At 72.9% G+C, this 22,882-nt stretch carries 25 protein-coding genes and 1 pseudogene; 13 read left to right on the top strand and 13 right to left on the bottom strand.

Annotated elements, in window-relative coordinates; genetic code table 11:
- The first annotated feature begins 244 nt into the window (after positions 1-244).
- Positions 245-730: a hypothetical protein gene (locus ACFYW1_RS36110; protein WP_389003333.1), complete on the top strand. Its 486-nt coding sequence runs from the start codon at positions 245-247 to the stop codon at positions 728-730.
- Between the two features lie 49 nt (positions 731-779).
- Here ACFYW1_RS36110 and ACFYW1_RS36115 read toward each other — a convergent pair whose 3' ends face one another.
- Positions 780-1,205: a hypothetical protein gene (locus ACFYW1_RS36115; protein WP_389003476.1), complete on the bottom strand. Its 426-nt coding sequence runs from the start codon at positions 1,203-1,205 to the stop codon at positions 780-782.
- Positions 1,206-1,313: 108 nt separating this feature from the next.
- Positions 1,314-1,979 (bottom strand): TetR/AcrR family transcriptional regulator, encoded by a 666-nt coding sequence (locus ACFYW1_RS36120; RefSeq protein WP_389003336.1) that lies wholly within the window; start codon positions 1,977-1,979, stop codon positions 1,314-1,316.
- Between the two features lie 87 nt (positions 1,980-2,066).
- Here ACFYW1_RS36120 and ACFYW1_RS36125 point away from each other — a divergent pair, with 87 nt between their 5' ends.
- Positions 2,067-3,278 carry an FAD-dependent monooxygenase gene (locus ACFYW1_RS36125; protein WP_389003339.1) on the top strand — a complete coding sequence of 404 codons (1,212 nt, stop codon included), beginning with the start codon at positions 2,067-2,069 and terminating at the stop codon, positions 3,276-3,278.
- Positions 3,279-3,363: 85 nt separating this feature from the next.
- Complete coding sequence (locus ACFYW1_RS36130; protein WP_389003342.1) at positions 3,364-4,263, top strand: Gfo/Idh/MocA family protein; 900 nt, start codon at positions 3,364-3,366, stop codon at positions 4,261-4,263.
- Between the two features lie 327 nt (positions 4,264-4,590).
- Here the strand turns inward: ACFYW1_RS36130 and ACFYW1_RS36135 are convergent.
- Positions 4,591-5,073 (bottom strand): annotated as a pseudogene (locus ACFYW1_RS36135) (hypothetical protein).
- 49 nt (positions 5,074-5,122) lie between these two features.
- On the opposite strand from ACFYW1_RS36135, the gene ACFYW1_RS36140 reads away from it, so the two are divergent.
- Positions 5,123-5,503 (top strand): DUF6221 family protein, encoded by a 381-nt coding sequence (locus ACFYW1_RS36140; RefSeq protein ID WP_389003345.1) that lies wholly within the window; start codon positions 5,123-5,125, stop codon positions 5,501-5,503.
- Positions 5,504-5,529: 26 nt separating this feature from the next.
- On the opposite strand, the gene ACFYW1_RS36145 is transcribed toward ACFYW1_RS36140, so the two are convergent.
- The 3 genes from ACFYW1_RS36145 to ACFYW1_RS36155 all read right to left on the bottom strand — a co-directional run bounded on the left by ACFYW1_RS36145 (position 5,530) and on the right by ACFYW1_RS36155 (position 8,906).
- Complete coding sequence (locus ACFYW1_RS36145; RefSeq protein WP_389003348.1) at positions 5,530-5,946, bottom strand: hypothetical protein; 417 nt, start codon at positions 5,944-5,946, stop codon at positions 5,530-5,532.
- Between the two features lie 321 nt (positions 5,947-6,267).
- On the bottom strand, positions 6,268-7,869 hold the full coding sequence (lnt, locus tag ACFYW1_RS36150; RefSeq protein ID WP_389003351.1) for an apolipoprotein N-acyltransferase: 1,602 nt from the start codon (positions 7,867-7,869) through the stop codon (positions 6,268-6,270).
- Positions 7,870-8,042: 173 nt separating this feature from the next.
- Positions 8,043-8,906 carry a universal stress protein gene (locus tag ACFYW1_RS36155; protein ID WP_389003354.1) on the bottom strand — a complete coding sequence of 288 codons (864 nt, stop codon included), beginning with the start codon at positions 8,904-8,906 and terminating at the stop codon, positions 8,043-8,045.
- Positions 8,907-9,211: 305 nt separating this feature from the next.
- Here ACFYW1_RS36155 and ACFYW1_RS36160 point away from each other — a divergent pair, with 305 nt between their 5' ends.
- Positions 9,212-9,481, top strand: coding sequence for a hypothetical protein (locus ACFYW1_RS36160; protein WP_389003357.1), 270 nt, complete (start codon positions 9,212-9,214; stop codon positions 9,479-9,481).
- Positions 9,482-9,589: 108 nt separating this feature from the next.
- Complete coding sequence (locus ACFYW1_RS36165) at positions 9,590-9,844, top strand: DUF1049 domain-containing protein (RefSeq protein ID WP_389003360.1); 255 nt, start codon at positions 9,590-9,592, stop codon at positions 9,842-9,844.
- Positions 9,845-9,895: 51 nt separating this feature from the next.
- Here ACFYW1_RS36165 and ACFYW1_RS36170 read toward each other — a convergent pair whose 3' ends face one another.
- A complete protein-coding gene (locus tag ACFYW1_RS36170) occupies positions 9,896-10,768 on the bottom strand; it encodes an undecaprenyl-diphosphate phosphatase (RefSeq protein ID WP_389003363.1) in 873 nt (290 codons plus the stop codon).
- A gap of 217 nt (positions 10,769-10,985) precedes the next feature.
- A complete protein-coding gene (locus tag ACFYW1_RS36175; protein ID WP_389003366.1) occupies positions 10,986-11,696 on the bottom strand; it encodes a TVP38/TMEM64 family protein in 711 nt (236 codons plus the stop codon).
- A 533-nt stretch (positions 11,697-12,229) separates the two neighbouring features.
- Here ACFYW1_RS36175 and tuf point away from each other — a divergent pair.
- The 3 genes from tuf to ACFYW1_RS36190 all read left to right on the top strand — a co-directional run bounded on the left by tuf (position 12,230) and on the right by ACFYW1_RS36190 (position 15,178).
- Positions 12,230-13,399: an elongation factor Tu gene (gene tuf / locus ACFYW1_RS36180; protein WP_389003369.1), complete on the top strand. Its 1,170-nt coding sequence runs from the start codon at positions 12,230-12,232 to the stop codon at positions 13,397-13,399.
- 65 nt (positions 13,400-13,464) lie between these two features.
- Positions 13,465-14,310, top strand: coding sequence for a patatin-like phospholipase family protein (locus tag ACFYW1_RS36185; RefSeq protein ID WP_389003372.1), 846 nt, complete (start codon positions 13,465-13,467; stop codon positions 14,308-14,310).
- Between the two features lie 22 nt (positions 14,311-14,332).
- Entirely contained in the window at positions 14,333-15,178 is an 846-nt protein-coding gene (locus ACFYW1_RS36190) for a spermidine synthase (protein ID WP_389003375.1), read from the top strand.
- Here ACFYW1_RS36190 and ACFYW1_RS36195 read toward each other — a convergent pair.
- A complete protein-coding gene (locus ACFYW1_RS36195; RefSeq protein WP_389003378.1) occupies positions 15,140-16,447 on the bottom strand; it encodes an MFS transporter in 1,308 nt (435 codons plus the stop codon). The two genes, ACFYW1_RS36190 and ACFYW1_RS36195, sit on opposite strands and share 39 nt — an antisense overlap.
- Positions 16,448-16,510: 63 nt before the next feature.
- Entirely contained in the window at positions 16,511-17,575 is a 1,065-nt protein-coding gene (locus ACFYW1_RS36200) for a hypothetical protein (RefSeq protein WP_389003381.1), read from the bottom strand.
- A 143-nt stretch (positions 17,576-17,718) separates the two neighbouring features.
- Between ACFYW1_RS36200 and ACFYW1_RS36205 the strand changes: the two genes are divergently transcribed.
- Both ACFYW1_RS36205 and ACFYW1_RS36210 read left to right on the top strand, forming a co-directional pair.
- Positions 17,719-18,156 (top strand): DUF4442 domain-containing protein, encoded by a 438-nt coding sequence (locus tag ACFYW1_RS36205; protein ID WP_389003479.1) that lies wholly within the window; start codon positions 17,719-17,721, stop codon positions 18,154-18,156.
- 158 nt (positions 18,157-18,314) lie between these two features.
- Entirely contained in the window at positions 18,315-18,974 is a 660-nt protein-coding gene (locus tag ACFYW1_RS36210) for a DedA family protein (protein ID WP_389003384.1), read from the top strand.
- 69 nt (positions 18,975-19,043) lie between these two features.
- On the opposite strand, the gene ACFYW1_RS36215 is transcribed toward ACFYW1_RS36210, so the two are convergent.
- On the bottom strand, positions 19,044-19,574 hold the full coding sequence (locus ACFYW1_RS36215; RefSeq protein ID WP_389003387.1) for a gamma carbonic anhydrase family protein: 531 nt from the start codon (positions 19,572-19,574) through the stop codon (positions 19,044-19,046).
- Between the two features lie 181 nt (positions 19,575-19,755).
- Here ACFYW1_RS36215 and ACFYW1_RS36220 point away from each other — a divergent pair, with 181 nt between their 5' ends.
- Positions 19,756-20,511 carry an acyltransferase gene (locus ACFYW1_RS36220; protein WP_389003390.1) on the top strand — a complete coding sequence of 252 codons (756 nt, stop codon included), beginning with the start codon at positions 19,756-19,758 and terminating at the stop codon, positions 20,509-20,511.
- Between the two features lie 275 nt (positions 20,512-20,786).
- Here the strand turns inward: ACFYW1_RS36220 and ACFYW1_RS36225 are convergent, their stop codons facing one another.
- Together ACFYW1_RS36225 and ACFYW1_RS36230 are read right to left on the bottom strand one after the other, a co-directional pair.
- On the bottom strand, positions 20,787-21,638 hold the full coding sequence (locus ACFYW1_RS36225; RefSeq protein ID WP_389003393.1) for an aminoglycoside N(3)-acetyltransferase: 852 nt from the start codon (positions 21,636-21,638) through the stop codon (positions 20,787-20,789).
- A gap of 89 nt (positions 21,639-21,727) precedes the next feature.
- Positions 21,728-22,138 carry a CoA-binding protein gene (locus ACFYW1_RS36230; protein ID WP_389003396.1) on the bottom strand — a complete coding sequence of 137 codons (411 nt, stop codon included), beginning with the start codon at positions 22,136-22,138 and terminating at the stop codon, positions 21,728-21,730.
- Between the two features lie 58 nt (positions 22,139-22,196).
- Between ACFYW1_RS36230 and ACFYW1_RS36235 the strand changes: the two genes are divergently transcribed.
- A complete protein-coding gene (locus tag ACFYW1_RS36235; protein ID WP_389003399.1) occupies positions 22,197-22,823 on the top strand; it encodes a YigZ family protein in 627 nt (208 codons plus the stop codon).
- Positions 22,824-22,882: the final 59 nt, after the last annotated feature.

The following is a 22,882-nucleotide window of genomic DNA, read 5'->3' on the forward strand; positions in this document are numbered from 1 at the left end:
TATTTTTTGGCTTCGCTCCCTTACACGCATAACCAGGCGGGGGGGGGGGCGCTGGCAAACGCCGGGGGCCGGGCCCCCCCCCCCCCGGGGGCCCCCCCCCCGGGGCGGGGGCCGGGCCCCGCCCCGCCCCACGGCGGCACCCGGTGGACGGCCCCGGGGCGTCCGCCCGAGCCTCAACGGGATCGACGGCGACTGCGGTTAGCGTCGAGGGGAACGGGCGGACGGGTCGTGCAGGGAGGCCGTGGTGACGGAGCAGCAGGAGGCGTCGAAGGACGCCGTCATGACCAGGATCGGCCAGGCGGTCATGCTGCTGCACGGCGGTGACCGGGAAGAGGCCCGCAACCGCTTCGGCGCGCTCTGGTCGGAGATCGCCGAGGACGGCGGCGCCCTGCACCGGTGCACCCTCGCCCACTACATGGCCGATGCCCAGGACGATCCCGGCGACGAGCTGGCCTGGGACCTGCGGGCGCTGACCGCGGCCGACGGGCTGTCCGACGAGCGCGCGGCACAACACCCCGACGCGCCGGCGGTGCGGGCGCTCTACCCCTCGCTCCACCTCAACCTCGCGGCGGACTACGTGCGGCTCCAGCGCCCCGGGGCGGCCCGGATCCACCTGGACCGGGCCCGCGCGGCCTCCGTCGTGCTCGCCGACGACAGTACGGACGACGGGTACGGGGGCGGGGTGCGCGCGGCGATCGCGCGGCTGGAGCTGAGACTGCGCGAACTGTGAGGGCGGCCCGTCTGTGGTGGACGGGCCGCCCTCGCGTCGTTCTCCCGGCTCAGCGGCCGTAGGTGTGCTCGCAGATCCGGGACTGCGGGCTGCCGGCGGGCCAGTGCCCGTAGCCCCTCCCCAGTGCGCAGACGTCCGTTCCGGCGCCGGGGGCCGGCAGGGGCGGTGCGGGCCGGGTCACGGCGGGCGGCGCCTGGCGCGGCCGGGGGCGCGTGACCTGGGGGAGCCGGTGCCGCCGCGGGGCGCGGGGCGCGGCGCGGCGGGTGTCCGGCGGGGCGGCCCGGGGCGACGGGGAGGCGGGCGGATCGGAGGCGGGTACGGCCTCCAGGGAGTCGTGGACGGGCGGCTGCGCGGTCTGCGGGGTCAGGTCCTGGGCGGGTCCGCCGGTCCCGGGCCGGGCCGGGGCGTCCGGCCGGGGCTGCACGGAGACGCAGCCGGTCAGTGCGGTGGCGGCCAGGCCCGCCACGAGGCCCATGGTGATCCTGACGGTGATTCCGGTTCGTTGCACCCGATCAACTCTGCGGTGCGGACCCGGCTCCGGGCGGGGCACACGGCGGGGATTGATCCGCACGGGTGACACCGGTCAGCGCGGCGCCCACCGCGGTCCGAGCATTCCGCCCAGCAGCTCGGCGAAGCCCGCGTGCAGCTCCTCCTCGCTCGGCACGGAGCGGCTGTACGACCCCGCCGCGCACGAGAACATCAGCCCCTCGCACCAGGCCACCAGGGACAGGGCGTGCCGTTCGGGCTCCGCCGATCCGGCCGCGGTCATCAGCGCCAGCAGCGGCTCGCGGAACTGCCGGCCCGTGGCGTCGAAGAACTCCCGCAGCTCCGGGCGCCGGGTCGCCTCCAGGGCGAGTTCGTAACGGCAGACGAGCAGCTCGGGGTGGTCGGTGAGGTAGCGGTGCAGCACCCGGGCCAGACCGGCGACCAGCTCCGCCGCCCCGGCGGCCGGGGCGCCGTCCGCGCCCGGGCCGCGCCCCTCGGGGCCCGGGCCGCTTCCCGCTCCGGCGGCCGGGAGGAGTCCGTCGGGGGCCAGCACCCGGGCCTCGCGCTCCGCGAGCCGCCGCACCGCCGCCTCCAGCAGCGCCTGCCGGGTCCGCGCGCAGTTGGACGTCGAGCCCTGGGGGAGCCCGGCGCGCTCGTCCACCGCGCGGTGGGTCAGGCCGCGCATCCCGCGCTCGGCGAGCAGGGCGAGGGCGGCGTCGGCGATGAGATCGGCCCGGGAGGTACCGGCGGTGCGTGTGGCCATGGGACCAACCTACCCCTTCAACTACAGCCGTAGTACGGTGAGCGTGTCACTACGGATGTAGTGCGGACGTAGTTCCGAGGAGGAGTCATGGACAAGCCCCGTGCCGTCGTCATCGGTGGCGGAATCGGCGGTCTCACCACGGCGGTGGCCCTGCACGGCCGCGGCTGGCACGTCACCGTCCTGGAGCGCGCGGCCTCCCTGGAACCCGTCGGGGCCGGGATCTCCCTGACCCCCAACGCCCAGCGCGCCCTGGACGTCATCGGCCTCGGCGAAGAGGTGAGGTCCCTCGCCGCCTGGCAGGGCGAGGGCGGCATGCGCGCCCCGAACGGCCGCTGGCTCTCGCGCACGGACAGTGCCGCCGCGGTCGAGCGGTTCGGCGGCCCGCTGGTCCTGCTGCACCGTGCCACCTTCGTCGACCGCCTCGCGGCCCGCCTGCCCGAGGGCACCGTCCGCACCGGCCAGGCCGCGCGACTGCTGGACCCGGGCACCGCGGGCGGCGCGCCCGCAGTGGTCGAGACGGCGGCCGGGAGCATGGAGGCAGACCTCGTCGTCGGCGCCGACGGCATCAAATCGGCCGTGCGCGGCGTGCTCTTCCCGGCCCACCCCGGCCCCTCGTACGCCGGATTCACCACCTGGCGCATCGTCGTCCCCGCCCCCGAACGGCCCTTCTCCCCGCACGAGACCTGGGGGCGCGGCGCGCTCTGGGGCACCCAGCCGCTCAAGGACGGCCGGATCTACGCCTACGGGGCCGCCGTCGCCCCCGCCGGGGCCCGCGCGGCCGACGACGAGAAGGCGGAGATGACCCGCCGCTTCGGCGACTGGCACGACCCGATCCCCGCGGTCATCGCCGCCGCCGAGCCGGACCAGGTGCTCCGCAACGACGTGTACCAGCTGATCGACCCCCTGCCCGCCTTCCACCGGGGCCGCACCGTCCTGGTCGGCGACTCCGCCCACGCGATGGCCCCCAGCCTCGGCCAGGGCGGCAACCAGAGCGTCGAGGACGCGATCGTGCTCGCCCACCGGCTGACCACGAGCCCGGACCTCGGCACGGGACTGGCCGCGTACACCGCCGACCGCCTGCCCCGTACGTCGGCCGTCGTCCGCAAGGCCGCCCGGACCGCCCGCCTGATGCGGCTGAGCAGCACCCCCGCCGTCGCGGTGCGCGACGCGCTGATGTCCACCGTCTCGCGCTTCGGGCCCGCCCTCGTCCTGCGCACCTTCGACGGGATCATGGACTGGCGGCCGCCGCGGTCCACGTATGCTGCCCGGACGAACGACGCGCACGGGACGCTGCGGTAGGACATCGGCTCCGGGGGCCCCGCGGGGCGCGCCCGGCCGGTGGCCACCGCACCGGGCGGGCGCCGGACAGTGAGAGGGAGACCCCGTGAAGGTCGGCTGCATCGGACTCGGCGACATCGCGCGGAAGGCGTACCTGCCCGTCCTGACCACCGTGCCCGGGATCGAACTGCACCTGCAGACCCGCACCCCCGCCACTCTGGAGGCGGTCGCCGGGGCCCACCGCATCCCGTCGCGGCAGTGCCACGCCGACCTCGGATCGCTGCTCGCCCAGAACCTGGACGCCGCCTTCGTCCACGCTTCGACCGCCGCGCACCCCGAGATCGTGGCCCGGCTGCTGGAGGCGGGCGTCGCCACGTACGTGGACAAGCCGCTGGCCTACGAACTCGCCGACTCCCGGCGGCTGGTGGAACTGGCCGAGGAGCACGGCACGAGCCTGGCCGTCGGCTTCAACCGCAGGCTCGCGCCCGGTTACGCGCAGTGCGCCGAGCATCCGCGCGAGCTGATCCTCATGCAGAAGAACCGGGTGGGCCTGCCCGAGGAACCGCGCACCATGGTGCTCGACGACTTCATCCACGTCGTCGACACCCTGCGCTTCCTGGTGCCGGGACCGGTCGACCAGACCGTCGTGCGGGCCCGGATCCGCGAGGGTCTGATGCACCACGTCGTGCTGCAGCTGTCCGGCGACGGGTTCACCGCCATCGGCACGATGAACCGGCTCAGCGGATCGGCCGAGGAACGGCTGGAGGTCTCCGGCCAGGACACCAAGCGCGAGGTCGTCAACCTCGCCGAGGTGATCGACCACAAGGGACAGCCGAGCCTGCGACGGCGCGGCGACTGGGTGCCGGTGGCCCGCCAGCGCGGCATCGAGCAGTGCGTGCTGTCCTTCCTGGACGCGGTGCGCGCCGGTACGGCGCTGAGCGCCCGGGACGCCCTGCGGACGCACGAGCTGTGCGAACGCGTCCTGCGCGACCTGGGCTGCGCCTGAGGGCGGTCCATCCGGTCCTCGGAGTGTCCGTTCGACGGCGCAGCACTCGACAGGTCTCGTGACGGGCCGACCGGCCGGACACTCGTGCCGGCACAAGTCGACTTCGCCGGTCGGGGCATGAGCCCGATGGGCAAGGCGTGCTCCACTCCAGGAAACCGGATCCGAGAAGGGGCGGAGGAACCTCCGAGGGGGAACCCTCGTGGTCGGGATCACGCGCGGCTCGCTGTGGACCAGCGGGGGCAGGTGGATTCGTTTCCCGCGCCGAGGGTTGTCCCGTAAACGATCTTCTGGTCGCTTCGGGCAGGGTGGGCCCTCGTGCCCGGTGGTCTATCCGGCGAGGGCGAGGCCGTGCATTTGTGCGATGCCGAGCATGGCGTGGTGGACCCCGTCGCCTTTGAGGCGGCAGCCGCGGAGGATCTTCCAGGTCTCTTCATTCGGGCGAAGTCGTGCTCGGCGCGGGCTCGGACGTGTTTGTGGGACTTGTCGTGTTCCTCTTTCCGGGCCGGGAGTCCGCTCTTTCCGCGTTCTCCGCGGTGTGGGATGACGAGTCCGGCTGTCGCCGCATGGTCAGGTTCGTGCGCGAGTAGGTCGCGACCAGCAGGGGCCGGTCCTCCAGCCGAAGGCTCCACGGCCGGCCCCTGCGGACCGCGTCCGCTCCCTCGCGCCGCAGCACCGTCCCCGGCTTCCCGAACTGCGGCGGGCTCGGCCCGGTGAACGGGGTGGGGACATCCAGGACGGCTGCGACGCCGTGATCACACCGGCCGCAACGGGATCATCCCAGTTGTGCGCCTGCCGGCCGGTCTTGCCCACGGTACGGAAATCGGGCGACCGGGCCTGGCGCATCGTCCAGGATGACCCCATGAGCCAAGACCTTGTGACGTTCCTCCACGCACGGCTGGACGAGGAGGCCGACCTGGCCCGGCGCTGCGACGGTGACGGCTGTGGGGAGTGGACCGCTCGCGGGCACACCGTCGACTTCTGCCAAGTGGAACTCCCCGGATTCCATCCCGCGATCGCCCTGCACGCGGCGCTGCACGACCCGGCTCGCGTCCTGCGGGAGGTTGAGGCCAAGCGACGCGTGCTCGCCCGCCATGCACTCGGTCCTGCCACGGGCGACCCCGAACTGCCGTGGGACAACCGTGACGACTGCCAGTACGACGGCGAGACCTGGCCGTGCGATGACCTGCTCGACCTCGCGTCGCCTTACGGCGATCACCCTGACTACCCCCGAGGCCCCTGAGGCCGAGCTCGTTTACGGGACAGCCCTCAGGCGATATCGCCTCGGAAAACCCAGCGTCCGGCAATGCCTGTTTCGTCAACTTTGCACAGGCTGATGCAGACGAAGATCACGCTATCGTTGACGCAGTAAAACTTACTTTTTACCGTGTTTCCGAAGTAGACGGTGTCCACCTGGGGGGCGGACTTGGCGGGCTTGGTTCGGACTGCCGTTCCGGGCTTCTTCTTTACGGTGTATGTTTTTCCTTCGGGGGCGCACCGAATCGTTCCCTGTGTGTGGATTTGCCCGCTCTTCGGGGTCGGGGATGCCTGGGCGGGTGCGCCGATTCCCCAAGTGATCAGAGTGACCCCAATTGCTGCTGCTATTGTGCGCGCTTTTAAGTTCATCGGCTCTCTTTTCTCTTTCCTTGCGTGTGCTTCGATCGCAAATCGTTCGCGCTGCGGCAATGTGTGTTCGAGTCCTGCTTGCTCGCGGCTGCGTCGAGGTCTTCTGGATTTGCGTGGTGATCGTACCTTGAAGGGGGCGGCTTCGTTCGATTATTTGCTGCGCTTAAGTGGAATTCGGGATTCAGCGAAGAGATTGCGTCACGGTCGCTTTGGGGTGTGATCGGCATGATTGCTGACTTTGTGGTGACGGACAGATTCTGATGGCCCGGGTTCCGTTGGCGGGGCAGGCTGTTCGACCGGTCGCGGGCGGAGATCGCCGATCATCCGCCGGGCAGCCTGCTTCGTGGCAGCACGAGGTTCAACCGGTTGGCGGCTGAAGTCTCACCTGCCCGAGTCCCACTTCCCGCCCGGACCGGCTTGCCCCGTGCCCCGGTTACGCCTCAGGAACGCACGGGCCCCCACAAGAGCGCAGTACAGGGCCAGCACCGCCGCCGCACCCCACAGGGGCCAGTCGCCCAGCCGCACGTAGAGAGTGGTGCCCGTGGCGAGCGGTACGTCGAACACGGCGGCGCCGCTGGTGTCCGTACCCAGGGGCGCACCGATCCGCGCGCCCTGCGGCCCGTACGCCGTGCTCACCCCGGTCAGCGTGGCATGCACCATCGAGCGGCCGTTCTCGGCGGCCCGCAGCGCCCCGAGCGAGGCGTGCTGCTCGGGCGCCCAGCTGTGCTGGAAGGTGGAGGTGGACGACTGTGTGACCAGCACCTGCGCGCCGTCCAGGGTCAGCCGGCGGCTCATGTCGGGGAACGCGGACTCGAAGCAGACCAGCGGTCCGAATCGCAGCCCCCTCCCGCCGTCCGCCTCCGGCAGCGACATCGTGACCGGGGCGGTGCCCCGCAACCGGTCCTCGCCCGCGGCCCGGCCCATGGAGGTGACCCAGCCGAGCACCGGACGGGCCGGAACGTACTCGCCGAACGGCACCAGCCGCATCTTGTCGTAGCGCTCCCCGGTCGGCCCGTCCGGACCCACCAGCACCGCCGACTTGAAGATGCCCCTCCGGCCCGATCCGTCGGTCTGCCGGGCGTCCGTGTTGACCAGCACGTCCGCACCGACCCGGCGCGAGAGGGCCGCGATCCGGGCGGCGATGTCCGGGCTCCGGGTGAGGTCCGCTCCCACACTGCTCTCGCCCCACACCACCAGGTCGAGACGGCGCCCGGCCAGCGAACCGGTCAGCCGCTCGCCCACCGCGAGACGGCGCTCGACGCTGTGGGGCCCCGCGATCACCCCCGGCTGCACGACGGCGATCCTGACCGTTCCCGACCGCTCGGGCCGCGGTGCCCAGCCCGCCATCGCCCCCACGGCCAGCGCGCACACCACCAGGCTCACGACGGCCGCGGTGCGGGCGGCCGCGGTCACGAACAACAGGGCGACGGCGGTGTTCACCGCCACCACCAGGAGACTCACCAGCCACACCCCGCCCACGGAGGCGACACGGAGCGCGGGAGCCACCTGCCACTGGCTCGCGCCGAGCAGTCCCCAGGGGCCGCCGAGCGCCTCCCAGGACCGGACCAGTTCGATCATCAGCCAGCCGCAGGGCACCACGACGACCGCCCGCACGGCACCCGCCGCCGAGACCGGCCCGCCCAGCGTCCGCAGGACCAGCAGCCCCCACGGGGCCCACAGCAGACCGAGCAGGGCGGCCAGGAGCACGATGAACACGTGCAGGCTCGGCATCAGCCAGTGATGCACCGCGATCATGTAGCCGATGCCGCCGAGCCAGCCGTCCAGCGCGGCCCTGCGCCCCGTACCGGCGGTACGGATGAGGAGCAGCCACGGCACCAGGCCGACGCCGGCGAGCCACCACAGGGAAGGGGCGGGAAAGGCGAGCGCGGGCAGCGCGCCCGCGAGGACCGCGAGGGCGCCGCGCCATCGGCCGGACCGCAGCATCCGCGCCCACCGCTCGTCCCGACCGGCCGGAGCCAGCATGTTCCGCCTCCTCGTCCCGCCTGATCAGCAGTCTCCACCCTGGCCCCCGCTCCGCAGTTCTTCCCCGGCGCGGGGAACCGGAAGCCTCGTTCCTTCCGTACCGGCGCGGCGGCGGAAGCCCCGGGGCACGGGGCCGGGAGGAGCGCGCGGACGGCGGGACGGCACCGCCACCGTCAGCAGGGCACCACCGCGACCGGGCCGAGCGCGTGCGAGAGCGTGGTCTGGGCGACGGGGGAGAGGCCGAGCCCGAGCGACTCCCCGCCCTTGCGCCGGCCGACCACGGTCAGTGCCGCGGTCGCCGAGGCCGTGACCAGGGTGCGGGAGGCGGAGCCGCTGACCGGTTCCCGGACGACCTCGACCTGGGGGTACTTCTCCTGCCATCCGGCGGTGAGCTCGGCGAGGGTCCGGTCGGCCGACTTCGCCACCGCTTCCCGGTCGAAGACGGGGCCGCCGGACAGGATCGAGGAGAACATCGTCCAGCCGTGCACGATCCGCAGCCGTGCGCCCGGCCGGGAGGCGGCGGTTTCGAAGGCGAACTCCAGCACCGCTTCGCTGCTCTCGTCCGCGGCCACGCCCGCGACGATGTCGGTGAACTCCTCCGCCGTGGCCCCCTCGTCCTCGTCCGCCGCCCCGCCGTGGATGACGACGACGGGACACTTGGCCATCGAGGCGGTCGCGAGGCTGTTGGACCCGAGCATCAGGGACCGGAACCCGCCGAGCCCGCGCGAGCCGACGACCACCAGCGACGCGTCACGGCTGAGCGAGGTGAGGGCCGCCGAGGGGAAGTCCAGCGGCGAGAGCGTCGTCGGGTGCAGGGCCGGCTCGATCTCGGACACCCGCTGCACGGACCGTTCGAGGAGTTCCTCGGACTCGCGCCGCAGCGCGTCCTGCGGGCTGCGCCGATCGGGCGTCCGGGCGTGCACGACGACCAGCGCGAGCCCTCGTCGCACGGCTTCGTGGGCGGCCCAGTCGAGGGCTTCCCGGCTGTGCGGGGAGCCGTCCACCGCGGCGATCACGGGACGGTCGGTGGCGGTCATGATTCCCTCCAGAATCCGGCGATATCCCGTCCCAGGCTGGTACGTACGGCCGTCGTAGGGCAGGGACCTTCGGCCCCTCTGTTCCGGGACATCCATGAGGGACCACCATCCGCGCGGAGCGGTGGGGCGTCGCGGACGTCCGCCGGGGCCGTTTCGTACGCTACGGCCCGTCGCGACCCGGTGCCTGTCCGGAATCCGGGACCGGCGCCGGAGCGGGACCGCCGCGCCGGGCGGGGCCGCCGTGCCCGCGTGGCCCGGCGGACGACCGGGGCGCCGCTGTCAGTGCCGGGTGCGATCCTGCCCCCATGGACGAGCTGATGCGGCAGCGGCGCGTGTACGGAGCCGACCACGACGATCCCGATCCGGGACCCCGGCCGGGCCGTTCCTACCGGGAGCTGGTGGGCGGCCCCCTCGACGGGCTGCTCCTCGACGTGACCGGCTGGACGGACGCGGCGCTGCGCGAGGGAGCGGCGCTGAACACGGAGATCGGACGGTTCGGACCGGGCGGCCGGGCGGAGTACGGCCCCCGGGACGGCGACCCCGCCCGGTGGGACTGGCGGGGCGACATACTCTGAGCCGCCCGGCGCCCCGTGCGGCGTACGGGAGCACCGCCGGACCCGGCCTCCGACGGGCCGCACGCGGCCCGTCAGGACCGATCGCCCGAACCGTCCGATACTGGATGAATGGTGCAGAAGGCGTCTCGATCGGATGCTCCGCCGACCCTGACCGTCAAGGGCCGGGACATCCGGCTGCGCACGATCGGGCTCGTGGTGCTGGCGGTGCTCGCGATCTGGTTCATCGCCGTGAACACCGCGTCCGTCGGCATACGGCTGTGGGTCGGTACGGTCACCCTGCCGCTCTGGGCGGTGCTGACCGTGACCCTGGTGGTCGGGCTGCTCATGGGCGCCCTCCTGGCCCGTCGCCGCGCGAAGCGCTGACCCGGCCCCGGCGCGGGGCGGGCGGATCGCCGCCCGCCCCGCACCGGACGATCAGCCCGCGGACTCGCCCGCGTGCGGGCTGAGAACCCCCGCGCCGACCAGGATGAACAGCACGATGCCCAGGATGATCCGGTAGACCACGAACGGCATGAAGCTCTTGGTCGTGATGAACTTCATGAACCAGGCGATGACGGCGTATCCGACGCCGAACGCGATGAAGGTCGCGAAGATCGTCGGCCCCCACGACACGTGCCCCTCGCCCGCGTCCTTCAGCTCGAAGACGCCCGAGGCCAGCACCGCGGGGATCGCGAGCAGGAAGGAGTACCGGGCCGCCGCCTCACGGGTGTACCCCATGAGCAGACCGCCGCTGATGGTGGCCCCGGAGCGGGAGACGCCCGGGATCAGGGCCATCGCCTGGCAGCAGCCGAAGATCAGGCCGTCCTTCACGCCGAGTTCCTTGAGCGTCTTGCGCTCCTTGCCGGCCCGGTGCCTGCCGCCCGCCTCGTCGCGCGCGGCGAGACGGTCGGCGATGCCGAGGACGATGCCCATGACGATCAGGGTGGTGGCGATCAGCCGCAGATCGCGGAAGGGGCCCTCGATCTGGTCCTTGAGCGTCACGCCGAGCACGCCGATGGGGATGGAGCCCACGATCACCAGCCAGCCCATCTGGGCGTCGTGGTCGCCGCGCATCGACCGGTCCACCAGCGAACGGCACCACGCCGAGACGATCCGGACGATGTCCTTGCGGAAGTAGATGAGGACTGCCGCCTCCGTGCCGATCTGGGTGATGGCGGTGAACGCCGCACCCGGGTCGTGCCAGCCGGCGAACGCGGCGGTGAGCCGCAGATGCGCGCTGGAGGAGATCGGCAGGAACTCGGTCAGTCCCTGAACGAGGCCCAGGACGAACGATTCGAACCAGCTCATGGGGCTTTGGCCATCCCGGAAGTGATCATGCATCGGCCGACGGCTGAGCCGTCGGCGACGTGCGTATGTCGGTCAATGGAGAACGGGGCCGCGCAGGATCCGCGGCCCTTGGGTCGATCGCGGGCAGGGTATCTCCCCCGGGTGAACAACGCCCCCCCATGCCCCCGGGCCCGCCGGTCGCACCGCCTCCGCACCGGCGCCGGTGCGGAGGAGCGGGTCACTCGGAGGCCAGCCGGTGGCGCTTGCGCCAGGCGACGAAGGCCGCGCCGATCCCCGTCAGCACGATGAAGCCCATGGCGGCCAGGAACGCGGGCGAGGTCGGCGACGTCGCCTCGCTGCCCGCCACCACGTACGCCGCGGTGTTCGGGATCGAACCGAGCCCGGTGGCGACCAGGAACGGGGGACACCCCATGCGCGACACCGCCGCGCAGTAGTTGGCCGCGGCGAACGGCACGCCCGGGAACAGCCGCAGCGCCAGCATCGAACGGAATCCGTGCCGGCTCAGCTGGCCGTCCGCCGCCTTGAGCCACCGCCCGCGCAGCAGCGTGCGCAGCGCGTCCTGCCCGAGCACCCTGCCCAGTCCGAACGAGATGCCCGCGCCCAGCACCGTCCCCGCCAGCGCGGCGGCCAGTCCCGACTGCGTGCCGAAGAGCGCGCCCGCGGCGAGGTTGAGCAGGGGGCGCGGCACGAAGGCGACGGTGCACGCGCCGTACGCGACCCCGAACAGGAGGACCGCGACGACACCGCCGTCGAGCCGGGCGGGCCAGCCGGTGGCGAGCAGCCGCTGGGGTTCGAGGAGCAGCATCGCGACCGCCGCGGCCAGCAGCACCACCACGAGCAGCGAGAACCGGGACCAGGGCGAGAGCAGCACCCTGGTGCAGCGCACGGCGAGGCCGGTGGCGGGCCGCGAGGGGACGGGGTCGAACATGCCGGGAGAGTAGCCGACAGCGGTGAACGAATGCCGCAACATGCGCGGCACGGAGGCGGTGGCACACCTGCCGTACGACGGGCCGCCCGCACCGCACGGCCGCGTGCCCCCTGCTCCTCGCGTCGCGTCCGACCGCCGCGCCGGGTCACCTGCCGGACCGTCCGGCGGGCCGTGGCGGCAGGAGCGCGGCGGGCGCGTTCCGGCGGGTGCGTACCGGTGTCCGTGCGCCCAACTCCGTACCGGCCCGGGGGAGTCCGCCGGAAAACCATTCGACGGGCAGGTACGGGTCGGACATCATCGGAGCCATGTTCCGGTACGCCTTCCCCGCAGCGCCGTCCGCAGTCGCGGACGCGCCGAAGGCTGCCGTGAGCCCCGCGACCGCAGCAGTCGTCACGGCGGCGTGCACCGCCGCCGCAGCGCCCCTCGGCGGCGCCCGAAGCTGACCCTCCCCCGACAGTCCGGCGGACCCCGCAAGGGGAGGGTCGGCCGGGCCCCGGGGTCCTCACACAGCTTCGAAACCCAAGGAATGAACCATGCCCAAGACGGCATACGTGCGCACCAAGCCGCACCTCAACATCGGCACCATGGGCCACGTCGACCACGGCAAGACCACCCTGACCGCCGCCATCACCAAGGTCCTCAGCGACCGGGGGACCGGCACGTTCGTCCCGTTCGACCGGATCGACCGGGCCCCGGAGGAGTCGCAGCGCGGCATCACCATCAACATCGCGCACGTCGAGTACGAGACCGACACCCGTCACTACGCGCACGTCGACATGCCCGGACACGCCGACTACATCAAGAACATGGTCACCGGCGCCGCCCAGCTCGACGGGGCGATCCTCGTCGTCTCGGCGCTCGACGGGATCATGCCGCAGACCGCCGAGCACGTCCTGCTCGCCCGCCAGGTGGGGGTCGACCACATCGTCGTCGCCCTCAACAAGGCGGACGCGGGGGACCCCGAGCTGACCGACCTGGTCGAGCTGGAGGTCCGCGAGCTGCTGTCCGCGCACGGTTACGGCGGCGACTCCGTACCCGTCGTACGGGTCTCGGGGCTGGGGGCGCTGGAGGGCGACCCGCGCTGGACCGCGGCCGTCGAGGCGCTGCTGGACGCCGTCGACACGTACGTACCGATGCCGGTCCGCTACACCGACGCGCCGTTCCTGCTGTCGGTGGAGAACGTCCTGACCATCACCGGCCGGGGCACCGTCGTCACCGGGGCCGTCGAGCGCGGCACCGTCCGCGTCGGCGACCGGGTGGCGGTGCTCGGACCGGACATCGAGACGGTCGTCACCGGCCTGGAGACCTTCGGGAAGCCGATGGAGTCCGCCGAGGCCGGCGACAACGTGGCCCTGCTGCTGCGCGGTGTGGAGCGCGACCGGGTCCGGCGCGGACACGTGGTCGCGGCGCCGGGCAGCGTGACGCCGAGCCGGCGCTTCACCGCGCAGGTGTACGTGCTGTCGGCGCGGGAGGGCGGTCGCAGCACGCCGCTCACCACCGGTTACCGACCACAGTTCTACATCCGCACGGCGGACGTCGTCGGGGACGTGGACCTCGGCGAGGTGGCGGTGGCGCGCCCCGGCGAAACGGTCGACCTGACCGTCGAGCTGGGCCGTGACGTCCCGCTGGAGACCGGACTCGGCTTCGCGATCCGCGAGGGCGGCCGCACGGTCGGCGCCGGCACCGTCACCGGGCTGCTCTGAGGCCCGGGGCCCGCCTCCCGTACCCCACGGGAGGCGGGCCCCGTACCGTGCGCAAGACTGACGGCATGACAGAAACAGCACTGGTGCTCGGTTCCGGCGGTGTCACCGGCGGGGCCTGGGAGATCGGGATCCTGCACGGACTCGCGGAAGCCGGCGCGGACCTCTCCACCGTCGATCTGATCATCGGCAGCTCGGCCGGAGCCTCGGTCGGCGCGCAACTGGCCTCCGGACTGCTCGCCCTCCCCGAACTGTACGAACTCCAATTCGCCGACCCGCGGGACATGAGGGGCGGCCGGCTCGGCGCACTCACCCTGCTGCGCTACGCGGGGGCCGTGCTGCTCTCCCGCACCCCCGAGGAGTACGGCCGGAGGCTGGGCCGGCTGGCGCGGGGCGCCCGGCTCGACATCGACGCGAAGGAGCGGCGCGCGGCGATCGGGAGCCGCCTGCCCTCGACGGAGTGGCCCGAGCGTGCCCTGCGCGTCACCGCCGTCGACGCCCTCACCGGCGAACTCCACACGTTCGGCAAGGAGGACGGCGTCCCCCTCGTGGACGCCGTCACCGCCAGCTCGGCGGTCCCCGGGGTGTGGCCCGTCGCCCGGGCCGGGGGACGGGACTGGATCGACGGCGGGGTGTACTCCACGGCCAACGCCCACCTCGCCGCCGGCCACCGGCGCGTCGTCGTCATCGCCCCGTCGGCGAGCGGCAACAAGGCCATCGCCGCACCGGCCGCACAGGGGGCCGAACTCGTCGCGAACGGGGCCCGCGTCGAGGTCATCACCCCCGACGCGGCGTCGAAGGGGGCGTTCGGCCGCAACCCCCTCGACCCGGGCCACCGGGCCGCGGCGGCCCGAGCGGGTCTGGCCCAGGCGGCCGCGCACGCCGAGGCCGTCGCCGCGGTCCTCGGCAGCTGATCCGGCACCCCACAATGGAGGGGTGAACGAGTCGATACCCGTCATCCGGGACGTGGACCAGGGCACCGCCAGACTCCTCCCCGACGTGGACCGGGAAAGGGCCTGGCTGCTCACCGTCGACGGCGCGCCCCAGTCGTACGTGGACCTCGACGCTCCGGACCACCTGGAGTTCGAGTACGTGCGACGGCTCGCCCATGTCGTCGACCGCGCCGGACCACCGGGCGCGCCGCTGGACGTCCTCCACCTCGGCGGCGGCGCGCTCACCCTGCCCCGCTACGTCGCCGAGGCCAGGCCGGGCTCCCGCCAGGACGTCGCCGAGGCCGACCTCGGGCTGCTCGAACTGGTCGCCGAACGGCTCCCGCTGCCCGAGGACAGCGGGATCACCGTGCACGGCACGGACGCCCGCGGCCTGCTGGAACGGACACCGGCAGGCTCCCTCGACGTACTGATCGGGGACGTCTTCGGCGGTTCGCGGGTGCCCGCCCACCTCACCTCCGTCGAGTACGCGCGAGCCGCCCGCAGGGCGCTGCGCGACGGCGGGATCTACGCCGCCAACCTCGCGGACGGGGCGCCCTTCGACTTCCTCCGCTCCCAACTGGCCACCTTCGCCGCGGTCTTCGAGGAACTCGCACTGATCGCCGAACCGGCGGTGCTGCGCGGCCGGCGCTTCGGCAACGCCGTCCTCGTCGCGTCCCGGCACCCCGTCGACATCGCGGGCCTGACCCGCGGCTGCGCCGCCGACGCCTTCCCCGCCAGGGTGGAGCACGGTCCCGCGCTGGACCGTTTCATCGGGTCCGCGCGGCCGGTCGGGGACGGCGAGGCGGTCGCCTCACCCGAGCCGCCCGACGGGGCCTTCGGCATCGGCTGAGGCCGGACCGGGAACCGGGCCCGGGGCCTTGGCCGCCACTTCGGCGGGGGCGGGTCTCCGGGTCAGGTCGCGCACCTCGGGGACGAACAGCACGGCCCCGGTGACCAGCACGATCAGCCCCGCGCAGCCCCACAGGGCCTGGCTGCGCCCCACCAGCGACTCCACCGGGCCCGCGAGCGCCGTCGCCAGCGGCATCATCGCCACCGAGCCGAACCAGTCGTACGCCGAGACGCGCGACAGCTTCTCCTCCGGGATCTCCTGGTGCATGGCCGTCATCCACGCGACCCCGAACACCTCGATGGCGACGCCGCTGACGAACATCACCAGACAGAGCCAGACCGCCGGCAACGGCACCGCGAGGCCCGCCGGGGGCAGGGCCAGCGGGAAGACGCAGAGCGTCCCGGCCAGCAGCATCCGCCGAGGCTTCCAGCGGGTCATCAGGAGCGCCCCGCCCAGCGTCCCGGCCCCGAACGCGGCGAGTGCGAAGCCCCACGGACGGGCACCGCCCAGCTCGTCCCGGGCGACCAGCGGCCCGTACACCGACTCGGCGGCGCCCACCGCGGCGACCACCACCGAGAACTGCGCGACGATGCTCCACAGCCAGGGGCGGCCGACGAACTCCTGCCAGCCGTCCCGCATGTCGGCGAGCAGCCCGCCACCCGGCGCGCGCGAGGGAATGTGGCTGACGTCCAGGAACGCGCGCAGCGCGCCCGCCGCCGCGAAGGCCGCGGCATCGACCGCCAGTACCCAGCCCGGGTCCATCGCCGCGATCATGGCGCCGCCGAGCGCCGCCCCGCCGATCGTCGCGCCCTGCGTGGCCATCCGGAACAGCGCGAAGGCGCGGCTCGCCTGCTCATGGCTGATGCTGGACATCAGCATGCCCTCGGCCGCCGGGTTGAAGAACGCCTGCCCGGTCCCGCACAGCGCGGTGAGCAGCATCATCTGCCACAGCTGCGGATCGCCGGTCAGCACCAGCCAGGCGAAGACCGCCTGCGAGAGACAGTTGAGGGCGTTCGACGCGACCATCACCCGGTGCCGCGGCAGCCGGTCCGCGATCGCCCCGCCGACCAGCAGGAAGAGCACCAGCGGCACGGCCCTGGCCGCGGCCACCAGGCCGACGTCGCCCCCGTCGCCGCCCGCCTGCAGCACGGCGAACGCCGCCGCGATCAGCGCGCCATGGGTACCCAGGCCCGTGATGACCGCGGCGGCGGTCAGAAGACGGTAGTTGCGGGCGGAACGGCCCGAAGGAGCGGAGGAGGCGGCAGTCACCCAGGGACTATCGCCGCTCCGCCTCCGCAGCGCCAACGGATTTCCCGGGGGAGGACCGGAGGGTCAGGACTCCGGCGCGACCTCCACCAGCCGCACGGTGCTGAGGATCTTCTGGATCGTCTCGTCCGGGAGCTCGTCCTTGACGGAGTCGGCCCCGTAGAGGACCCAGGACGCGAACTCGCCCTTCTTGTTCTTGAAGGTGAAGGCGATGGCCTTGCCGTCGCTGTCGCACTTCTCCTTCTTCGTGACGTTCGGAGCGGTGGCCGTGACGACCTGGCCGGTGAGACCCGACTTGGTGGTGTACTGCTTGGCGGGGGTGAACTTGATGGTGCTCTGCGGCATGTGCTGCGCGTAGGCGGCCCACACCCAGGTACCGGCCTCGCTGTGCGCGTTCTTGGCGGCGTCGGTGGCTCCCTGGGCGCCCCTGGTACCGGCGCTCGCGAGGCTCATGCTCTCTTCGACGCCGTCCTTGTCGGAGTCGTCCACGCACCACTTCTTCTGGTAGAAGGTCGGCGCGGAGAAAAGGATGAGGGGCGAGCCGTCCCCCTTCTTCTCGTCCTCGAAGTACGAGCCCGAGCCGGGCTTCCCGACCTCCCAGTCGCCGGGCACGTCGAACCGGGTGCCCCACTTGGGGTTGGTGACGACCTTCCAGCCGGGGATGAGGGGCTTGGCGTCCTCGTCCTCGCCACGCGGGTTCGCCTCGGGGGAGGCGGACCCGGACGGCTTGGCCGGTGCCGAGGACTTGCCGCCGCCGGCGACGTCGTCGTTCTTGTCGTCGTCCTTGTTGAGCACGACGACACCGGTCACCGCAGCGGCCACGACGACCGCGGTGGCCGCGACGATCGCGACCACGGTGGTCTTTTTCCTGCCGTTGTCGCCGGGCTGCGGAGCGCCGGGCGGGCCGGGCACCGAGTACTGCGGCACGGTCGGCTGCTGGTACGGGTTCGGCTGCTGGTAGCCGGGCTGCTGGTACCCCGGCTGGCCCTGCTGCTGACCGGGCTGGCCCTGCTGCTGGTATCCCGGCTGCTGATAGGGATTCGGCTGCTGGTACCCCGGCTGCTGGTACGGGTTCTGATTCTGGTCCTGCGGGTTTTGCTCGCCCCCGGGCGGCTGCTGTCCTGGCCACATGGCGAGTAACGATAGAGGGGCGGTGTCAGGTCTGCTACGCCCGCCCCCGTGTGCGGATGGTGAAGGGCGTGCTCCGGCGGGCGGGGCCGGGGGTGGCCAAAGGTTCTACTCGCAAGTAACATCCGGTCATGAGTGCTGCACAGATGTCCGTCGGCGAGATGCTCGTCGCAACGGTTCCGATGGCCCGGACCCTCAATCTCGAATTCCTGGAGACGACCGCGGAGCGCGCGGTCGTCCGGCTCCCGGACCAGGCCGATTACCACAACCACGTCGGCGGACCGCACGCCGGGGCGATGTTCACGCTGGCGGAGTCGGCGAGCGGCGCGATCGTCATCGCGGCCTTCGGCGACCAGCTGTCGCGCGCCGTGCCGCTCGCGGTGAAGGCGGAGATCGGCTACAAGAAGCTGGCCAAGGGCGTCGTCACCGCCACGGCGACCCTGGGCCGTCCGGTGGCCGAGGTCGTCGCCGAACTCGACGGGGGCAAGCGCCCGGAGTTCCCCGTGGTCATCGAGATCCGGCGCGAGGACGGCGCAGTGACCGGCGAGATGACGGTCGTCTGGACGCTGCGGCCCAACGCCTGATCCCGGCCGGTTCCGCACGGGGCCGCCACGCCTCCCGGAAGGGGACGCGTGGCGGCCCTTCGCGTTGTCCGCACGCAGGCCGGTACGGGTAGGCTTCCCGCCGCGCGTCGAGGAGTTGCCCGGCGGGCAACGGGACATCCGTACGGAAGGAACCGGCGTTGCACATCCAGGAATGGCTGGAGACCGTCCCCGCGATCAGCGTGTACGCCCTGGTGGGCGTCGTCATCGGGCTGGAGAGCCTCGGGATTCCGCTGCCGGGTGAGATCGTCCTGGTCAGCGCGGCGCTGCTGGCCTCCGGGCACGACGGGATCAACCCCTGGATCCTGGGCGCCTGCGCCTCGGCCGGCGCGATCATCGGCGACTCCATCGGCTACGCCATCGGCCGCAAGGGCGGACGGCCGCTGCTGGCCCGGCTCGGCGGGAAGTTCCCCAAGCACTTCGGCGAGAGCCAGATCGCGCTGGCGGAGCGGTCGTTCCAGAAGTGGGGGATGTGGGCGGTCTTCTTCGGCCGCTTCGTCGCCCTGCTGCGGATCTTCGCGGGCCCCCTGGCGGGCGTGCTCCACATGCCGTACTGGAAGTTCCTGATCGCCAACGTCTTCGGCGGCATCGTCTGGGCCGGCGGCACCACGGCCGTCATCTACTCGGTGGGGATCGTCGCCGAGGCGTGGCTCAAGCGGTTCTCCTACCTCGGCCTCGTGGCCGCGGTGCTGATCGGCGTGACCTCGATGCTGGTCCTGAAGAGCCGGGCCAAGAAGATGGCGGCGCGGACCTCGTCCGCCCCCGCGCCCGACGCGGGGATCGTCCCGGCCGCGGACTGACCGCGACCGGACGGGGGCACGCCCCGCGGGACCGGCGGCCGCCCCGCGCCCGGTGCCGCCTCTTCCGGCTCAGTCCTCGTGCGCCCGGCGGTGGGCCCTGGCCAGCTCCACGTAGCCCACCGCGTTGAACTTGATGCCCTCGAGCTCCTCCTCGGTCAGCTCCCGCTTGACCTTGGCGGGGACGCCCGCGACGAGCGAGCCCGGGGGCACCCGCATCCCCTGCGGGACCAGCGCCTGCGCCGCGATCAGCGAACCGGCCCCGATGTGGGCGCCGTTGAGGACGGTGGCACCCATGCCGACCAGGACGTCGTCCTCGACGGTGCAGCCGTGCAGCACGGCGTTGTGCCCGACCGAGACGCGTTCGCCGACCGTGACCGGGAACCCCGGGTCGCCATGGACGCTGCAGTTGTCCTGGATGTTGCTGTCGGCGCCGATGACGATGGGGCCGCAGTCGGCCCGCAGCACGGTCTGGTACCAGACGCTGGAGCCCGCGGCCATCGTCACCTCGCCGATGACGACCGACGTCGGCGCCGTGAAGGCGTCCGCGTCGATGTCCGGCTCCTTGCCGCCCATTCCCGTGACCAACGCCCGCTCTGCCATCGCCCGTCCCTCCGTGCTCAGGTGTCGTGCGGCCGGGCCCGTCCGGTCCGGTCGGCCGACCGCGGTCGTTCGACCGCTCCGGAGGAACGGTATGCGACGGCCGGCCGTCCGCCGCCCGGTGGGGTGAACATCACAGGTCGTCGCGGTGATCGGGTCCGGCGCCGACGACTACCGTGTGCGGGTGCCGAAGAACAGGAACGCGTTCTCATCCCTGGCCGCCTGGCGGCGGCGCGCCCTGTCCGGGGCCGTCCACCGCGGCTGGCGCTGGGTACAGGAGGCGGGCGCGGTCACCGCGGACCGCCCCGGCAAGCTGCGCTTCGGCCGGATCGGCGCCGGAACCCGGCTGGCCTTCCCGCAGGGCACGGTCTTCGGTGAACCGTGGATCGAGCTCGGCGCGCACTGCATCATCGGCGAGCAGGTCACGCTGACGGCCGGCCTCATGCCCGACCTGGACCTCGGCCCCGACCCCATCCTGACCCTGGGCGACGGGGTGGTGCTCGGCCGGGGCAGCCACGTGGTCGCCGACACCACGGTGACCATCGGCCCGGACACGTACTGCGGGCCGTACGTCTACATCACGTCCACGAACCACAGCTACGACGACCCGCACGAGCCGGTCGGCCGGCAGTGGCCCCGCATGGAACCCGTTTCCATCGGACCCGGCTGCTGGATCGGCACCGGAGCGGTGATCCTCCCCGGCGCCAGACTCGGACGCAACGTGGTGGTCGCCGCGGGAGCGGTGGTACGGGGCGAGGTGCCCGACCACGCGGTGGTGGCCGGTGCGCCCGCCCGCGTCGTGCGCAACTGGGACCCGGAGAAGGGCTGGCAGCCGCCGCTGCGCACCCCGGCCCCGGTGCCGATCCCGACGGGGGTCACGCCCGAACAACTGCGGGCCCTGGCGGAGTCGGTCGAGACACCGGACCCGCCCGGCGCCTGACGGGCCACGGACCGCCCCGACGGTCCCGCTCCTGCCCGCATGGCGGGACGGGCCGCCGGGGCGGCCGAGGCGTTGTCGGCGTGCTGCGCACGCCCGCCCCCGTCGGATCCTTCGACACCGCCGCTCCGGCCGCCGACCGCCTCGACCCGCTCCCCGTCGCCGCCGTCGTCGACGGGCCCGGCATCCGGGGCTGAACCGGTCGGCCGTGGACGGTCGGAACAACTGCGCATCGGGACGGCGGGGGTGACGGTTCGCCTCCTTCGGCGGGCAGAGGCTCAGCCGGGCGAGTGACAGAGGGCCTGGGACTGTGCTCCGGTGCGGTGCGAGGAGAGCCAGCGGGTCGCGAAGTCCACGGCGTGATCGAGGCGGAAGAGCCTGCTCGTCGCCGAACCCACCGTGCCGGTACGGACGGACGTTCCCAGGTCCGATCGTACGAAGTCGGCGCCCAGGGCCGCGAAGTCGCTGTCGTCCAGGGCGACGTCCTCGTACTCCCACCACTGGCGCCGCCCCCCGGCCGTCACCACGCAGCGGTAGGTGCGTCGGGGCGGGGCCGGCACCCGGTACTCGCCGAGGTGGAAGGCGGTGCAGGTGTCGAAACCGGTGCCCAGCATGAGCACATGGGCGCGCCGGTCGTGGAGACGGGCCAGCGGTGACGCCTCGCCCAGGTGGCAGTCGGGTGAGTGACGTGCCATCAGGTACCGGGCCAAAGGGCCGAGCGCGGCGAAGGACGTCTGCGGATGAAGACTGCGCACCGCCCCCTCGGAGAGCCGCACGGCCTCCGGCAGGGCCCCCACCGACGGGGCCGGTGACGTCGCCGGGTCGAAGGGCGGCATGCTCGCCCGCACCGCCTCCCGGGCCCGGTCCGTGAGACCGCGTACCCGGGCGAGGTAGTGCGGGGAGGTGTCGGAGTTCTCCGGTGTGAAGGCGGGCACGACGAGCGTGCCGTGACTCCCGACCGCCTCCCGCAGGGCGTCGACCACCGCGCGGACGCCGCCGCTCACCGGACCGATCGCGCGCATCGAGGCGTGCACCAGGAGGATGCCGTTGCGTTTCACGCCGAGTTCGGACAACTGGCCCGCCAGTCCGCTTCGGGCATGGGGGAGGGGCGGCGCGGTCGTAGTGCTCACAGCGGGCCATTCTCCCAGCCCCGGACCGGACGTGATACCGGGCACATCCGGCCGGGTGAGGTGCCGCGGCCGGATTCCGGCCGTCGGTTTCAGGACGCCAGGGCGGGGATCTCGATGGCGGGGCACCGGTCCATCACCATGTCGAGCCCGGCGGCGCGCGTCCGGTCGTACGCCTCCGTGTCGATCACGCCGAGCTGGAACCAGACGGCCTTGGCGCCCGCAGCCACCGCCTCGTCGGCCACCGCGCCGGCCAGGTCGCTGTTGACGAAGACGTCCACCACGTCGACCGGGAACGGGATGTCGGCCAGCGAGGCGTACCCCTCCTCGCCGTGGACCGGCTCCGCCTTCGGGTGCACCGGAACCACCCGCTTGCCGAAGCGCTGCAGCACCTCGGCCACGCGGTAGGCCGCACGGGACCGGTTGCCGGACAGGCCCACCACCGCCCAGGTGTCGCCGCCGTCACGGAGAATCCTGCGGATCGTCTCATCGTCTGCGTACATGACCCGGACAACGGGCGGCGGCCCCGGACCATTCCCGTCCGGGGCATAGGCTGGCCGGATGCAGGAGCAGTACCGGACAGTCGCCCGAGCGGGCGTGCACGAGACCGAGATCAACCGATCGCGCTTCATCTGCGCGCTCGCCCCCGCCGCCACCGAGCAGGAGGCGCAGGACTTCGTCGCGCGCGTCCGCAAGGAACACCCCACCGCCACCCACAACTGCTTCGCCTACGTGATCGGCGCCGACGCCTCGGTGCAGAAGGCGAGCGACGACGGGGAACCCGGCGGCACCGCCGGCGTGCCCATGCTCCAGATGCTGACGCGCCGCGAGATGCGGTACGTCGTCGCCGTCGTCACCCGCTACTACGGCGGTGTCAAACTCGGCGCGGGCGGACTGATCAGGGCCTACGGGGGAGTGGTCGGCGAGGCCCTCGACGCACTCGGCACCCTCACCCGCCGCCGGTTCCGTCTCGCCACGGTCACCGTCGGCCACCAGCGCGCGGGCAAGCTGGAGAACGACCTGCGCGCCACCGGCCGCAGCGTGCGCGAGGTCCGCTACACGGACGCCGTCGTCATCGAGATCGGGCTGCCGGACGCGGACGTCGAGGCGTTCCGCGGCTGGCTGGCCGACGTGACGGCGGGCGAGGCGGAACTCGAACTGGGCGGCGAAGCGTACGGCGACGACTGAACCGGCACGGGAATCATCCGGTCATACGGTGCGAAAGGGGGCGGAACGGTTCCCTGTTG

The sequence above is a fragment of the Streptomyces sp. NPDC002669 genome, assembly GCF_042889165.1.
GTDB lineage: Bacteria > Actinomycetota > Actinomycetes > Streptomycetales > Streptomycetaceae > Streptomyces.